This window comes from Ruegeria sp. K5, from assembly GCF_056531805.1.
This window is the reverse complement of record NZ_JBQFML010000007.1, coordinates 1-15670: the sequence shown is the minus strand read 5'-3', so window position 1 is coordinate 15670 and position 15670 is coordinate 1. Positions and strand designations below refer to the sequence as shown.

At 60.2% G+C, this 15670-nt stretch carries 15 protein-coding genes; 9 read left to right on the top strand and 6 right to left on the bottom strand.

What is annotated here, in order from left to right:
* Positions 1 to 44: 44 nt before the first annotated feature.
* The gene (locus ACR0MO_RS16750; protein ID WP_170455365.1) at positions 45 to 1562 is read left to right on the top strand and encodes a malonate--CoA ligase; all 1518 of its coding nucleotides are present in this window, start codon (positions 45 to 47) and stop codon (positions 1560 to 1562) included.
* Here ACR0MO_RS16750 and ACR0MO_RS16745 read toward each other — a convergent pair.
* The 5 genes from ACR0MO_RS16745 to ACR0MO_RS16725 all read right to left on the bottom strand — a co-directional run bounded on the left by ACR0MO_RS16745 (position 1552) and on the right by ACR0MO_RS16725 (position 7334).
* Complete coding sequence (locus ACR0MO_RS16745) at positions 1552 to 2286, bottom strand: metallophosphoesterase family protein (RefSeq protein WP_170455367.1); 735 nt, start codon at positions 2284 to 2286, stop codon at positions 1552 to 1554. The two genes, ACR0MO_RS16750 and ACR0MO_RS16745, sit on opposite strands and share 11 nt — an antisense overlap.
* A 221-nt stretch (positions 2287 to 2507) precedes the next feature.
* Entirely contained in the window at positions 2508 to 4103 is a 1596-nt protein-coding gene (gene serA, locus ACR0MO_RS16740; RefSeq protein WP_170455369.1) for a phosphoglycerate dehydrogenase, read from the bottom strand.
* A 96-nt stretch (positions 4104 to 4199) separates the two neighbouring features.
* Positions 4200 to 5354, bottom strand: a complete 1155-nt coding sequence (locus ACR0MO_RS16735; RefSeq protein ID WP_480875536.1) for a phosphoserine transaminase — start codon at positions 5352 to 5354, stop codon at positions 4200 to 4202.
* Between the two features lie 159 nt (positions 5355 to 5513).
* Entirely contained in the window at positions 5514 to 6611 is a 1098-nt protein-coding gene (locus ACR0MO_RS16730; RefSeq protein ID WP_480875533.1) for a Gfo/Idh/MocA family protein, read from the bottom strand.
* Positions 6612 to 6623: 12 nt separating this feature from the next.
* On the bottom strand, positions 6624 to 7334 hold the full coding sequence (locus ACR0MO_RS16725; protein WP_170455375.1) for a GntR family transcriptional regulator: 711 nt from the start codon (positions 7332 to 7334) through the stop codon (positions 6624 to 6626).
* A 106-nt stretch (positions 7335 to 7440) separates the two neighbouring features.
* On the opposite strand from ACR0MO_RS16725, the gene ACR0MO_RS16720 reads away from it, so the two are divergent.
* The 7 genes from ACR0MO_RS16720 (at position 7441) to ACR0MO_RS16690 (ending at position 13795) form a co-directional block, all read left to right on the top strand.
* Positions 7441 to 8595: an LLM class flavin-dependent oxidoreductase gene (locus ACR0MO_RS16720; RefSeq protein ID WP_170455377.1), complete on the top strand. Its 1155-nt coding sequence runs from the start codon at positions 7441 to 7443 to the stop codon at positions 8593 to 8595.
* Positions 8595 to 9485 carry an aldo/keto reductase gene (locus ACR0MO_RS16715; protein WP_480892383.1) on the top strand — a complete coding sequence of 297 codons (891 nt, stop codon included), beginning with the start codon at positions 8595 to 8597 and terminating at the stop codon, positions 9483 to 9485. The genes ACR0MO_RS16720 and ACR0MO_RS16715 overlap by 1 nt, the downstream gene beginning before the upstream one ends.
* A complete protein-coding gene (locus ACR0MO_RS16710; protein WP_170523685.1) occupies positions 9482 to 10000 on the top strand; it encodes a flavin reductase family protein in 519 nt (172 codons plus the stop codon). The genes ACR0MO_RS16715 and ACR0MO_RS16710 overlap by 4 nt, the downstream gene beginning before the upstream one ends.
* Before the next feature lie 53 nt (positions 10001 to 10053).
* Entirely contained in the window at positions 10054 to 10641 is a 588-nt protein-coding gene (locus tag ACR0MO_RS16705) for a TRAP transporter small permease subunit (protein ID WP_170523682.1), read from the top strand.
* The gene (locus ACR0MO_RS16700) at positions 10642 to 11931 is read left to right on the top strand and encodes a TRAP transporter large permease (protein WP_480892380.1); all 1290 of its coding nucleotides are present in this window, start codon (positions 10642 to 10644) and stop codon (positions 11929 to 11931) included.
* Between the two features lie 20 nt (positions 11932 to 11951).
* The gene (gene dctP / locus ACR0MO_RS16695; RefSeq protein WP_170523676.1) at positions 11952 to 13019 is read left to right on the top strand and encodes a TRAP transporter substrate-binding protein DctP; all 1068 of its coding nucleotides are present in this window, start codon (positions 11952 to 11954) and stop codon (positions 13017 to 13019) included.
* Positions 13020 to 13090: 71 nt separating this feature from the next.
* Positions 13091 to 13795, top strand: coding sequence for a phytanoyl-CoA dioxygenase family protein (locus ACR0MO_RS16690; RefSeq protein ID WP_170455387.1), 705 nt, complete (start codon positions 13091 to 13093; stop codon positions 13793 to 13795).
* Between the two features lie 4 nt (positions 13796 to 13799).
* Here ACR0MO_RS16690 and ACR0MO_RS16685 read toward each other — a convergent pair whose 3' ends face one another.
* Complete coding sequence (locus ACR0MO_RS16685) at positions 13800 to 14270, bottom strand: tetratricopeptide repeat protein (protein ID WP_170455389.1); 471 nt, start codon at positions 14268 to 14270, stop codon at positions 13800 to 13802.
* A 15-nt stretch (positions 14271 to 14285) separates the two neighbouring features.
* Here ACR0MO_RS16685 and ACR0MO_RS16680 point away from each other — a divergent pair, with 15 nt between their 5' ends.
* Complete coding sequence (locus ACR0MO_RS16680; RefSeq protein ID WP_170455418.1) at positions 14286 to 15554, top strand: cytochrome c peroxidase; 1269 nt, start codon at positions 14286 to 14288, stop codon at positions 15552 to 15554.
* Positions 15555 to 15670: the final 116 nt, after the last annotated feature.

Genomic DNA, 15670 nt, shown 5'->3' with positions numbered 1-15670 from the left:
TTCCACGACAGATTCAGCGCAGGCAGCTGGGAAAGGAATACGGGATGGGCAACCCGCTTTATGATCGCTTGTTTGGGATTCACGCGGGGAAAGACACGGCGTTTCTGCATCTGCCCGACGGGCGCACAATCACCCATGCCGCGTTTCTGGATATGGCGGCGCGGATCGCCAACGCGCTGACAGGGTATGGGCTGGAACCCGGCGATCGCGTCGCCGTTCAGGTCGAGAAATCGCCTGAGATGCTGGCGCTATATGCGGCCTGCGCGCAGGCGGGGCTGATCTTTCTGCCTTTGAACACCGCCTACAAAACAGCCGAGCTGACCTATTTCATCGAAAACAGCGGGGCCGCTTTGGTCGTCTGCGATGCGGCCAGTGAGGCGGAACTGACCCCAATTGCACAGGCTCAGAACGCCCGGCTGGAAACGCTGAACGCCGATGGCTCGGGCAGTCTGATGCGTCGGGCTTTGGGCATGTTACCGGCCTTCGAACCGGTTCACCGGACCGAGGATGATCTGGCCGCATTCCTATACACCTCTGGCACCACCGGACGCTCAAAGGGGGCGATGCTGACACAGGCGAACCTGCTATCAAACGCCGATACGCTGGTGCGGGAGTGGCGGTTCACGCGCGAGGATGTGCTGTTGCACGCGCTGCCGATCTTTCACACGCACGGGCTGTTTGTGGCAACGAATGTGATCCTCGCCTCGGGCGGGTCGATGATCTTTCTGCCGAAGTTTGATCTGGACGACATGCTGCGCCTGATGCCACAGGTGACATCGATGATGGGCGTGCCCACCTTCTACACGCGCCTGCTGGGCGACGCGCGCTTCACCGGTGATCTGACCCGACATATGCGGCTGTTCATCTCGGGCTCAGCCCCCCTGCTGGCCGAAACCCATGAGACATTCGAGGCCCGCACAGGCCACCGCATCCTTGAACGCTATGGCATGACCGAGACCAACATGAGCACCTCGAACCCCTATGACGGTGAACGCCGCGCGGGCACGGTCGGGTTTCCTCTGCCGGATGTCGAACTAAAAGTGACCGATCCCGAAACCGGAGAGACCCTGCCGCAGGGTGAGATCGGCATGATCGAGGTGCGCGGCCCAAACGTCTTCAGCGGCTACTGGCAGATGCCTGAAAAAACCGCCGCCGAACTGCGCGAGGATGGCTTCTTCATCACCGGCGATCTGGGCCGCGTGGATGAGGATGGCTATGTCCACATCGTCGGACGCGGCAAAGACCTGATCATCTCGGGCGGGTTCAACATCTACCCCAAAGAGCTTGAACTGCTGCTGGACGATCAGGCCGGCGTGTTGGAAAGCGCCGTGATCGGCGTGCCGCACCCGGATTTTGGTGAAACGGTTCTGGGCATCATCGTGCCCTTGCCCGGCCAGTCACCGGACCTGACCGCAATCATGGCCTCGGTTCAGAACGACCTCGCCCGATTCAAACACCCGCGCGAGCTGATCCTGATGGACGCCCTGCCGCGCAATACGATGGGCAAGGTACAGAAAAACACGCTGCGCGAGCAATTCAGGGATCGGTTCGTCAAACGCTAGGGGTCAGCGGGACACGGCCGTTTTCGGTCAGCAACCAGCAGTCGCGGCCCTCGAAAACCGCAGGAACCAACGGTCGGCCCATCCCGGCTCCGCCATCCAGATTGATCCGGTTGCCACGATGCTCGGCCCGATGGGCGGGTGTGTGCCCGTGCACGATCAGACAGGGATGCGGGCGCGGATCGTCCAGAAACTCGCCCCGTATCCAGACCAGATCCTCTTCGGTTTGATCCGCCAAGGGGACGCCGGGTCGAATGCCTGCATGGGCAAAGAACACCTCGCCTTCCTGATGATGTGTCACAAGGCTGTTCAGAAAGTCGATATGAGCCTGCGGCACGACATCGTGCACCCGCTCAAGCAGCCGGAAGATACGGTCTTCTTCCGTGAACTCCACACCGTAAGACGCCAAAGTCTCGGCCCCGCCCAAGCGGTGATGTAGCCAGTGTTCCCCGACGCGCAGTTTGGCCTCGGCGGTGGAGCCATCCTGCAGGAAACGGGCAAACATCCGGTCATGATTGCCCAGCAGAAAGACCCAGTTGCGCCCGGCGCGGTGTTCCGCAGCCAAAAGGTCCAGAACCGCGCGACTATCCGGACCGCGATCCACATAATCACCCAGAAACACCACGCGGGCGTCTGACCCTCCGTCGCGCTCGATCCGGTCAAGCGCCTGTTGCAGCATCTCAAACTGGCCGTGAATATCGCCAATTACGTAAACGGGGGATGGCATCAGGTGCCCTCGTACAGATTGAATATCTGGCTTGTTGCGCAAATCTTCGGGCGGGAAAAGAAAATACCCGCGCCTTGGGGGGCGCGGGCAGGAATTGTCTCAGAAATTCAACACTTAAAGCGTTTCGGGTTTTACATGCACCACTATTCGACACGAATGTCCCGAGAACGCCGCAGGCGTGGCAGGGCATTCGTGTCTCAGGTTAAACCCGAAACGCTTCTTTAGGCGACATCGAACTCCAGCGGCTTGATCTGTGTGAACAGACCCGTCTCTGCCAGCTTGGCGCGGGCCTCAGCCGGAACAGGTTCGTCGACGTAAAGCAGCGCAATGGCCTCGCCGCCTGCCTCGGACCGGCCAAGGGTAAAGTTCGCGATGTTGACGTCGTTCTCACCCATGGTTTGACCTAGCGCACCGATGATGCCCGGAACATCTTCGTTGGTGGTATACAGCATATGCGCGCCCACCTCGGCATCGATATTGATGCCCTTGATCTGAATGAAACGCGGCTTGCCATCGCTGAACACGGTGCCCCCGATGGAACGCTCGCGCTTTTCAGTCACGACGGTTACCTTGATATAACCCTCGAACGCGCCCGATTTGTCCTGATTGGTGGTCGAAATCTGAATACCACGTTCACGGGCGACAACCGGGGCCGAGACCATGTTCACCTCGGGGTTGAACTTTTTCATGATCCCCGCGACCACCGAGCAGTTCAGTGCGGCAAGGTTCATCCCGGCGGCAACACCGTCATAGAGGATGTTGATCGCTTTGATCGGCTCATCCGTCATCTGACCGATAAAGCTACCCAGATGACCTGCCAGCTTGATCCACGGACCCATCACCTTGGCTTCTTCCGCCGTCACGCTGGGCATGTTCAGCGCGTTTTCCACGGCACCGGTCAGCAGATAGTTCGAGATCTGCTCGGCCACCTGCAGCGCCACGTTTTCCTGCGCTTCGGTCGTGGCCGCGCCCAGATGCGGCGTGCAAACCACGTTGGGCAGGTTGAACAGGGCGTTTTCCTTGGCCGGTTCCTCGCTGAACACGTCAAAGGCAGCCCCGGCGACCTGACCGGATTGCAGCGCCTCGGCCAGCGCCTCTTCGTCCACAAGGCCGCCACGGGCACAGTTGATGATCCGAACGCCCTTCTTGGTTTTGGCAAGGTTCTCGCGGCTCAGAATGTTGCGGGTCTGATCGGTCAGCGGCACGTGCAGGGTGATGAAATCGGCGCGGGCCAGAAGCTCGTCCAGCTCGACCTTTTCGACACCCATCTTGGCCGCTTTCTCTTCGCCCAGATAGGGATCATAGGCGACGACCTTCATCTTCAGACCCAGCGCGCGTTCACAGACGATGCCGCCGATGTTCCCCGCACCGATGACGCCAAGGGTCTTGTTGGTCAGCTCGATCCCCATGAACTTGGACTTTTCCCACTTGCCCGCATGGGTCGAGGTGCTGGCCTCGGGGATCTGCCGCGCCACGGCGAACATCATCGCAATCGCATGTTCGGCGGTGGTGATCATGTTGCCAAAGGGCGTGTTCATCACGATCACGCCCTTTTTGGACGCGGCATCCTTGTCGATATTGTCGGTGCCGATCCCGGCGCGGCCAATGACTTTCAGCTTGTCGGCCTTTTCCAGAATGGTCGGCGTGACCTTGGTGGCCGAGCGGATGGCGAGGCCGTCATACTGACCGATCACCTCGGCCAGCTTGTCTTTGTCCTTGCCCAGATCGGGCATGAAGTCCACATCGATGCCACGGTCGCGGAAAATCTGCACGGCGGTTTCGCTGAGCTTGTCGGATACGAGTACTTTGGGGGCCATATCTCTGGTCCTTTGAAGAAGTCTTGGGATGGCGGGCTGAAGCCCGCCCTACATTTCAGTTCTGCGTAGGCCGGGCTTCAGCCCGGCACGGGGACGTCAGGCAGCTTCTGCTTGCGCCGCGATCTCGGCCTCGAAGGCCCAGGCCAGCCACGGCAGCATCGCCTCGATATCCGAGGTTTCCACCGTACCGCCGCACCAGATGCGCAGACCCGCAGGCGCGTCGCGATAGGCACCGATGTCCAGCGCGATATTCTCGGCCTCCAGCCGTTTGGCCACGGCCTTGGCGAATGTGGCCCCGTCCTGAATACGGGCATCGGTGAATTTCAGACACACGGACGTGTTCGACTGCGTCGCCGCATCCTCAGCCAGATTGTCGATCCAGTCATTCTGCGCGCAGAACGCATGGACCGCACCGGCATTGGCATCCGCACGGGCGATCAGCCCCTGCAACCCACCAACCGAGCGTGCCCAGTCCAGCGCAAACAGGTAATCCTCGACCGCCAGCATCGATGGCGTGTTGATCGTGGCACCAGTAAAAATACCCTCGATCAGTTTGCCGCCCTTGGTCAGGCGGAAAATCTTCGGCAGCGGCCATGCGGGCGTATAGCTTTCCAGCCGTTCCACCGCGCGGGGGCTGAGGATCAGCATCCCATGGGCCGCCTCACCGCCCAGCACTTTCTGCCAGCTAAAGGTGGTCACATCCAGCTTGTCCCAGGGCAGGTCCATCGCAAAGGCCGCCGAGGTCGCATCACAAATCGTCAGACCCTGACGGTCATCGGCAATCCAGTCGCCATTCGGAACCCGCACGCCCGAGGTTGTGCCGTTCCACGTAAAGACCACGTCATTGGCGAAATCGACCGAGGCCAGATCAACGATCTGACCGTACTCAGCCGTTTTCACTTCGGCGTCGATCTTCAACTGCTTGACCACATCCGTAACCCAACCGGCACCAAAGCTTTCCCAGGCCAGCATCTCGACCTTGCGTTCGCCCAGCAGCGACCACAGCGCCATCTCGACCGCGCCGGTGTCCGAGGCGGGAACGATGCCGATCTTGTAATCCGCCGGAATGCCCAGCATCTCACGCGTACCTTCGATGGCCGCCTTCAGCTTGTCCTTGCCAACAGCGGCACGGTGCGAGCGACCCAGCGCGGCATCGGCCAGTTTGGTCAGATCAAATGTGGGGGGTTTGGCGCAGGGGCCCGAGGAAAAACGCGGATTCGCCGGCCGCGTCGCCGGTTGTTCATTCGTCATCTGTATTACCCTTCCAGATACACGCCCCTCGTTGGGGAGGGGTGTCCCACGGGCAGAGCTATTGCCTGCTCAACCGCTCAGCAAGCGGAAAAGACCTCTCCGATGCCAAAAACGACATCGGAAATCGCGTATATCGGGAACACAGGTTTCCTATCGGCATCACGGATCGAAGCGAACGGCCTCGCCCGTGTTCAGCGCCTGCTGCGCCGCCAGCCCCATGCGCACGGCCCATCGACCGTCGTGAAGTGAGACATCCGGAGCAGTACGCTGACCGCGCAACAGTTCCAGAAACCCCTGGTGCTGATAGAAAGTCGATCCGTTGTGATCCCCTGCGGCCAGCAATTTCGGATCGACCGGAATGTCGGTCGAAACCGGCCCCTTCGGATCGCGCGGACTGACGATCACTTGCGGCACCGGCGGTTCGCCCAGATGATCAGGCCAGAACCGGCCCGGTCCGGGAACCAGCGCCTCGATCTTGGCCTTGGGGCCAATGGCCGAGACCTCTTCCTGATAGCGTGAGCCTTCGGCGAACATGCATAGTTCCAGCATCGCCCGCGCCCCGTTGGCGAAATCGACCAGCACATAGCCGTGGTCCAGAATATCCGGCGTCTCACCATCATATCTTTCTTTCAGATGGTTCACCGCCTGCCCGCCGCTTGCAGTGATCCGCACCGGATCCGCGCGCAGGATCAGGCGCATCAGGTCGAAGAAGTGACAGCATTTTTCGACAAAGGTGCCGCCGGTATTGCGATTGAACCGGTTCCAGTTGCCGACCTTGCCCAGAAACGGAAACCGATGTTCGCGGATCGACAGCATCTGAACGCCGCCAGTCACATCCGTCTGATCAATCAGCGCCGCGATGGGGGGCATATAGCGGTACTCCATCGCCACCCAGATCGGATGGGGGTAGTCGCGCTGAACCTGCTCAAGCCGGGCGGCATCCTGCGGATCGGTGAACAGCGGCTTTTCCACCAACAGCGGCAAGGGACGCGTGGCTGCGATTTCGCAAATCTGATCCACATGCAGGTGGTTCGGGCTGGCGATGACGAGGCAATCCAGATCCTCGACTGCCAGCAACTCTTGCACAGACGTCACCATGACCGCATCCGGCGCGATGGTTTGCGCCGCTTTGGCCATGTCCGGATCAGGTTCGTAGATCGCCGCGACCCGCGTGCCTTCTAACAAAGCGATATTGTGCAGATGCTCCTGCCCCATCATGCCGCATCCGATCAGCCCGTAATGGATGGTCCGGGTCATGCGCATTTCCTTTTACTTCAGACGTTGGACATAGGTGGCCCGATCCGGATCGAACCATGTTTTTGAAAACTCGACGGGTTCGGCCTTTTCCGACCAGCTGAACCGCTCGATATACCCCACCGTTTCACCGGCGGGTTTAGTGAAACTCTCGGGCGTCCAGTCGGGCAGCGACCCGACCGACACCCTGTCTTCGGCCCGCGTGATCCAGAACCCAAGCTGGTGCTGATAATAACGATAGAGCGAGTCCGACAGCAGGCTGCGATCGATCCGGCCGGCTGATTCGTCCAGCCAGATCTCTTCGACCGCGATGATTGTGTCATTCAGATAGCGCATCCGCCGCACGCGCGAGCCTAGGCTTGATGCCCCGAATTGGGGAAGATCGGCGGGCTTTTCTACCTGATCGACCGACAGAATATCCGCGCGCGGCAAGCCCCCGCCTTCGGGCAGTTCCAGCCGGAACATCGCATAGACGCTGTTTTGCGTTCCGGTTTCTCGCACATAGTTGCCCGAGCCCTGTATCCGCTCCAGCATCCCTTTTTTCTCAAGCTCGGCGAGCGATTTTCGCAGCGTCCCGACCGAGACCTGAAGCTCGGCCGCCATGTCCCGTTCCGGCGGCAGGCGTTCCCCATCGATCAACCGTCCGGCGGCAATTTCGCGGATCAGAAGTTCGGCGATCTGAACATAGATCGGCAATGCGTTGGGGTTTCGGCTGTTCGGGGGCACGTTCGGGCGCTTCTTTCAGTCGCAGGAAAAATTGATACACTATTGATCTACATCAATGTGCTTGCTACGCAAGAGGAAAGTCAAAGATGTACGGAGCGTGAATCAAATGAGCATCGTCCCCATCACATCCCCCGATCTGGATGCGGCCGAAGTCTCGTGGTTTGCAGCGCTGTGCTCGGACGATTACCAGTTTCTGGGCGTGCCCGATGGCGATCTACGCTCTAGCTGGGACCACTGTTCCGGCATCGTGAAAGAGGCCGAGGCGCAGGGGTTCCGCAATATCCTGTGCCCCTCGTCCTATCAGGTCGGTCAGGACACGCTGAGCTTTGTCGCAGGTTGCGCGCCGATCACCGACCGGATCAACCTGCTGGCCGCCGTACGCTGTGGTGAGATGCAGCCGATCATGCTGGCCCGCACCATCGCGACGCTCGATCACATGCTGAAGGGGCGGCTGACGGTCAACATCATCTCATCAGACTTCCCGGGCGAGAAAGCCGATAGCGCGTACCGCTACCAACGCTCGCGCGAGGTGGTCGAGATTCTGAAACAGGCCTGGACGCGGGATGAGATCAATCACGCGGGTCAGGTCTATAATTTCTCGGGCCTGACCACCGACCCCGCCAAGCCCTATCAGACCGGCGGCCCGCTGCTGTATTTCGGCGGCTACTCCCCGTCTGCCTTGGACCTGTGTGGCGAACATTGCGACGTCTACCTGATGTGGCCTGAAACCAAGGAGCAATTGGCCGAACGAATGAAGGCCGTTCACGCAGTTGCCGAGAACTACAACCGCACGCTGGATTACGGCCTGCGGGTCCACATGATCGTCCGCGACACCGAGGCCGAGGCGCAGGAATACGCCGACTACATCGTCTCGAAACTGGATGATGAGTATGGCCGCGCGATCCGCGAACGGGCGCTGGACGCGACCTCGCTGGGAGTGGCGCATCAATCCAAGAACCGCGATCTGGCGGATGAATATGGCTATGTCGAACCCGGACTGTGGACCGGTGTCGGGCGCGCACGCTCGGGCTGCGGTGCGGCGCTGGTCGGGTCGACCGATCAGGTCATGACCAAGATCGAGGAATACCAGAAGATGGGCATCCGCGCCTTCATCTTCTCGGGCTATCCGCACATGGACGAGGCCAGGCACTTTGGCGCCCGCGTGATGCCCAACCTGAAAACCTGCTCGCTGCCCGAAGCCTATGGGCGCGTGCCTGCAACACCCCCGGCGACCCCGCTGGGCAACGGAGTTCGTCGCTGATGCAACGTGTGAAACTATCCGACACGCTGGAGCTAAGCCGTCTGGTCTATGGCATGTGGCGGCTGGGCGATGACAGCGACACGTCCGTGGGCCATGTCGAGGCCAAGATACAAGCTTGTCTGGATCAGGGCATTACCACATTCGATCAGGCCGATATCTATGGCGGATACGCGGCCGAGGCGGTTCTGGGCAACGCGCTGCGCGCCAACCCCAGCCTGCGCAAGCGGATGGAAATCGTCACCAAGTGCGACATCATCGCGCCGATGGGCCGGTATGCGGATGCCAAGGTCAAGTATTACGACACCTCGCGCGCGCATATCCTGAAGTCCGTCGATACCTCTCTGTCGGAAATGGCGATTGACCATATCGACCTGCTGCTGATCCACCGCCCCGACCCGTTCATGGACCACCACGAAACCGGTGCCGCACTGGATGAGGTTGTCGCCAGCGGCAAGGTCGGCGCGGTCGGCGTGTCGAATTTCCGCCCATGGGACTGGTCTCTGCTGCAATCGGCGATGAAAACGCAACTGGTCACCAACCAGATCGAGATCTCTCTGGGAGAGATCAGCCCCTTCACCAACGGCGATCTGGCCTTTCACCAGCAGCATGGGCAACCGATCATGGCATGGTCGCCTCTGGGCGGCGGTCTTCTGATGGCCGGAAACCCACCCGTGGGCGTCGTCGCTGATGAGATCGCAGCCGCGTTCGGCGTGGATCGCGCTGCCGTGGCCGTGGCCTTCCTGTTGGTCCATCCGGCAAATATCCTGCCGGTTCTGGGCACCAATAACCTGAGCCGCATCATAACCATCTCGGACGCTCTGAAAGTCAATCTGGATCGCGAAAGCTGGTATCGCCTCTATGAGGCGGCACTGGGGCATGAGGTACCATGATGAACGCCATCTCAAAGGACATGACCCGCACATTCGTTCCCCACAAGGACGACACCCGCACCCTGCGCGACGCCTTTGGCCGCTTTGCCACGGGCGTCACCATCGTGACCTGCGACAGCGCGGATGGACCGGTCTGCATCACCGCCAACAGCTTTTCGTCCCTGTCATTGGACCCACCTTTGATCATGTGGGCAGGCGACCGCAACTCGCGCCGCTTCCCCTATTTCCACAAGGCCCGCCATTTCAGCGTGCATGTGCTGTCGGCGGAACAGGCCGAACTGTGCTTTGGCTGCTCGAAAGACGCCTTTGCCCTGCGCGATATCGATCATGAGCGCTGCACGAACGGAACGCCGCTGCTGTCGGATTGCCTGGCGCGGTTCGAATGCGAACAACATGCGTATCACGATGCGGGCGATCACGTTATTGTCGTAGGAAAAGTTCTTAAGGTCAGCATGGCGGATGGAGACGCGCTGACCTTTTACGCCGGGAAACTCGGCCAATTCGCGAAAACCTAAACGCGATCTGACGACCGTGGGACAAACCCGCGGCTGAACAAGGGAGGATCCGCATGGGCGGACTGGCATCGGCGTTAGCGCCGATTGCATTCGTGAACGAAACCGCGCTGCGTCTGGGCCGCGCGGTTGGTGTCGTTGCGATTGCACTCATGGTGATTGCGATCTTGATACAGGTGTTCTTCCGATACGTTCTGGGCAACGCGCTGCCCTGGCCGGATGAGGCCGCGCGGTTTTGCATGTTGTGGATGACCGGCCTGATGGCCCCCACCGCCTTTCGGCGTGGCGGTTTTGTGGCCATCGACATGCTGCAAAGGTTTTTGCCACGCGTCATCGGCCAATCGCTTAACCTGTTCCTGTTGCTGATCTCGCTGGCCGTGCTGCTGGTCGCGGTCAATATCGGCTGGTCCGAGGTCACTGGCTTTGGCGGCAAATTCGCCACCGCCGCGCTGTATCTGCCCACCTCGTTCGGGTTCGACGAATGGTACCGCATCCCGCGCAGTTGGATGATGGCCTCGCTGCTGGTTGGGGTCATCCTGCTGATCTCGGTGAATATCGAGCTGATCCTGCGGTCGTTCATCACTCTGCTGGGCGGAGGTCACCTGTTGCCCGAAATTCCTGATGCGGCAGTGGGGGCCGAATAAATGCTGATCTGGTTCCTGCCCACCTTCCTGATTTTCCTGCTGATCGGCCTGCCGGTCTTTTTCGCGTTGCTGGCCGCGCCGGGCATCCTGCTATGGCTGAACGGCCAGCCCAACGACATCACGCTGCTTTATCGCAATGTCTACAATGGCATGGACAGCTTTCCACTGATGGCGATCCCCTTCTTCATGCTGGCCGGAGAGTTGATGAACCGGGGCGGCATCACCATCCGCCTTGTCGAGTTTTCACAGGCCCTGATGGGCCACCTGCGCGGCGGTTTGGCCCATGTGAATGTGCTGAGTTCCATCCTGTTCGCAGGCCTTTCGGGGTCCGCCGTGGCGGACACCTCGGCGCTGGGGTCGATGCTGATCCCGGCGATGGAGAAACAGGGCTATACCCGCAAATTCGCCGCCGCGATCACAGCGGCCAGTTCGGTGATCGGGCCGATCATCCCGCCCTCGGGGATCATGATCATCTATGCCTACGTGATGGGCGAAAGCGTCGCCGCGCTGTTCCTTGCAGGTATCGTACCCGGCGTGATGGTCGGTGTTGGTCTGATGCTGATGATCAAACTCATGGCAGACCGCTACGACTTCCCCGTTGCAAGCCGCAAATACACATGGCCCGAACGGCGTCAGGCCAGCCTGAAGGCCTTCTTCCCGCTGATGACCCCCGTGATCATTCTGGGCGGTATTCTGGGCGGTATCTTCACGCCAACCGAGGCCGCCGCCGTCGCCGTGGGCTATGCTTTCATCATCGGCTTCTTCGTTCTGCGCACGCTGACATGGAAAGAGGTGCCCGAGGTGCTCAGCAACGCAGGCATGACCTCGGCCGTCGTTCTGCTGCTGGTCGGCGCGGCGATGGCGTTCAAAACCGTGGTCAGCCTCAGCCATGCGCCGGAGCAACTGGCCTCGCTGATCCTCAGCCTGTCGGAAAACCCGCTGATCCTGCTGTTCCTGATCAACCTGCTGTTGTTCATCGTCGGCATGTTTCTGGATGCAGGCCCCGCGATCATCATCCTTGGGCCCATCCTTGGCCCCATCTTCACCAGCCTCGGCGTCGACCCGATCCATTTCGCCATCATCATGAGCGTCAACCTGACCGTCGGCCTCGCCACGCCGCCGATGGGCCTGGTCCTGTTCGTGGCCGCCGCCGTGTCCCGTGAACGGGTCGAAACCATCGCCAAGGCGATCCTGCCGTTTCTGGCAGTCGAAATCATCGTGATCTTTCTGATCACCTATGTCCCCGCACTATCCATGACGATCCCGAGGATAACGGGATTTGCCAACTGAGTATCACAGGGAGGAAACGCATGCTCAGAGACTTCATCAAAACCGCAGCGGTGGCCACATCGCTTGTGGCCGCGTCCGCCATGGCAGCCACGGCCGCCGACTACACGCTGCGCGCCACTGCCAATTCGAACGAAAATGACGAGGATTATGACGGCCTGATCGTCTTCAAAAACTATGTCGAGGCCGCCTCGAACGGCGCGATTGAGGTCGAGCTGTTTATCGGCACCCAGCTGTGTTCGAACGGGGCCGAGTGCTTGCAAGGTGTGGCCGAAGGTCAGATCGACATCGTCATCCAAACCTCGGGTGGCACGTCAGGCATCTTCCCCTTCGTTCAGGTGCTGGACCTGCCCTATCTGATGTCGGATGACCGCGTGGCCGAAGCGGCGCTGGCCAACGGCTCGCCCTTTGTGACCAAGATGCAGGAAATGGTCGCCGAAAACTCGGGCGGCGCGCTGCGTCTGATGACCATCGGCAACACCGGCGGCTGGCGCAACTTTGCCAACACCCAGCGCCGGATTCAAAGCCCCGGCGACATGGAAGGGCTGAAAATCCGCACCGTGGTCGCTGACCTGCCGCAAGAGCTTGTGAAAGCACTGGGCGCGGCCCCGACGCCGATCCCATGGCCTGAACTGTTTACCTCGTTCCAGACCGGTGTTGTTGAAGGATCGAAGAACGGCATCACCGACATCATGAGCATGAAGTTCCCCGATGCCGGCCTGAAATACGTCACTCTGGACGGGCATGCTTATATGGGTGCGTTGTGGTTCATGAACAACGAAAAGTTCATGTCGATGCCGCCGGAACTGCGCAATGTCATCGTCGATGGGTTCTATCAGCTGCAGCAGGCCACTTTCGCCTCGCCCAAGCGCAAGTCGATCCAGGCTTATGAGGAATTCGTGGCCGAAGGTGGCGATCTTTATGTGCCGACCCCGGAAGAGAAGGCTGCCTTCAAGGAAGCCGCTGCACCTGTCTATGATTGGTTCAAGGCCAATGTCGATGGCGGAGAAGCAGCCTTTGACGCGTTGGCCGCGGCAGTTGCCGAAGCCGAAGCCGAGATTGCAGCGACCCGCGCCGCCGAGACGCAGTAAAGCGGTCTGACAAGAGAACCTTGCGCGCGGCCCCGTCGCGCGCAAACCTGCCCCTCGCCGGAGAAACTCTGATGCTCGACCAAACCGATGCATTTCGCCGCCAAGGTTACCTCGTTTTCGAAAACGCGCTCAGCCCGGAAGACCTGCAGATGCTGCGCGGCACCTGCGACACACTGTTGGAAGAGCCTGCACATGATGGCGGCGGCAATGTGCACAAAATCGGGCTAGGCGATGCGCGCCGCTTTCTGCGCCATCGCCATGCCGAGTTCCCGTCTTTGGAGGACTTCTTGCTCGGCCCCAAGATCGCCGAAATCATCAGCGCCTGCGGAATCGAAGACCCGATGCTGTTCAACGAGCAGTTTGTGGTCAAAGGCGCGGGCAAAGGCGCGAGTTTCGCCTGGCATCAGGACGGCGCCTATGTCGGCTTTGATCACACACCCTATCTGACCGTCTGGATCGCAGTGGATGATGCAACCGAAGAAAACGGCTGCGTTTATATCCTGCCGCGTGACCTTGACGCCGAGCCCGGTCTGGACCGGCATGAATGGCAGGATGAAAGCAACGAGCTTAACGGGTATTTCGGCGAGGATACAGGCACTCCGATGACCTGCAAGGCGGGCACGATCGTGGCCTTTTCCAGCCTTACGCTTCACAGTTCAGGGGCGAACACAACCGACAGCCCGCGACGGGCCTTTGTGTGCCAATATTCCTCGGGGCCGATCATCGACCCTGAAACCCACGCCCCAAAACGGTTTGCGAAACCGTTGCGGGTTTGATCCATCATCTGAAAGGGTACATCCACCCTTTGTAATCATTGACCAGAATATGCGCCCTTTCGATCTGCTCCGGCGACATTTTCTTGACCACTTCCTCAAGGCTGATCGCCGCGTCGGGATCGCCTCCAATCGCGCTGAGCGTATACCACATGTAAGCCCGCACCAGATCGGGCGCGGGCATGCCCAATCCCAGCTCATAGTACCATCCGACCCCCGACTGCGCCCCCGGATGCCCCTTCATCGACGCGCGAAGATACCATTCAAACGCGCGTTCATAGTCCTGCTCGACCCCAAGACCCAGCCCGTACATCACACCGATCAGTTCCTCGGCCTCGGCATTGCCCGACCGGGCGGCGGGCAACAGTTCCTCGCGCGCGGCCTCAAACTCCCCCGCCTCCATCAGATCGCGCGCCTGTTCCAATTCGGCTATCGCAGGGTTCGCAAGCAGGCAAAGGGCAAATACAAGCTGGCGCATGGGGTTGTGTTCCTTTTGGCCGGGACTGCTGCGGCACAGGATTTACCGCGCCCGCTGACCGATGATGACTTCATCCCCTTTGATATGGAACAGGCCGCCATCGGTCATCAATTGTTTTATGATCCGATCCTGTCGGGCAACCGGAACATATCCTGCGCCCACTGCCACCACCCGGATTTCGGCACATCAGACGGGTTGTCGCTGGGTATTGGCGAGGGTGGTCAGGGTCTGGGGCCGGACCGCACACCCGGCATCGGAGCAGACAAGATCCGCAAACGCATCCCACGCAATTCGCCGGGGCTGTGGAACCTTGGCGCGCGCGAGCTTGATACTGTCTTCCACGATGGTCGGCTGAGCATTTCTGATGTCTACGGCAACGGCTTCAACTCACCCGCGCAGGAATGGCTGCCCGAGGGGCTGAACTCTCTGCTCGCCGCACAGGCGCTGTTCCCCCTGACATCGCAATTCGAAATGGCGGGGAATGTCGGCGAAAATCAGGTGACCGGGGCCGTCGCTGACCGGATCGATCTGGGCTGGCCCATTCTGGCCAAACGCGTCCGTACCGATCCGCGATACGGTCCCGCGATGATAAAGGCATTCGACGAGGTCCAAAGCACCCAAGACATCACGATCACCCAGATTGCCAACGCTCTGGCTGCTTTCATGGCCATCGAATGGCGCAGCACCGACAGCCCGTTCGACCAATATCTGGCTGGCGACCCCAATGCCCTTACCAAAGTTCAGAAAGACGGCATGACGTTGTTTTACGGCAAGGCAAACTGTTCGACCTGCCATTCCGGACCGCTGATGACCGATCAGCAATTCCACGCTTTGGGTTTGCCCCCGTTTGGCCCCGGCCGCACCCGCCAATGGGACCCTTACGCCCGCGACGTGGGCCGTATGGGCGAAAGCAACCGGATCGAGGACGCCTATCGCTTCCGCACCCCAATGCTGCGAAACGTCGCCCTGACCGCGCCTTACGGCCATAACGGCGCCTTCCCGGACCTTGAAAGCATGATCCGCCACCATTTGGACCCAAAGACCAGCTTGGCGAACTGGACACCCGCCATGGCGGCTTTGCCTCAGGTTCCCTGGCTACAGAAGGCAGACTTCGTTGTCTGGCAGGATCGTTTCGAAATGCAACGTGTGCGCAACACAATCGATATCTCCTCGGTCGCGCTAACCGATGCAGAAATCGACGCCCTCGTCGCATTTCTGAATGCACTGACCGGGACGAGCGTGGACACGCCGCCTTTCGGCGTTCCAAAAGGGTTCGAACCCTAAAGAAAACCCCCCGCCTTTTTGTGGCGGGGGGTTTTGTTGTTATTCAGCTGCGTCTTTGTATGCGTCCATTGGGGGGCATGTGCAGACGAGGTTTCGGTCTCCGTATGCGTTGTCGA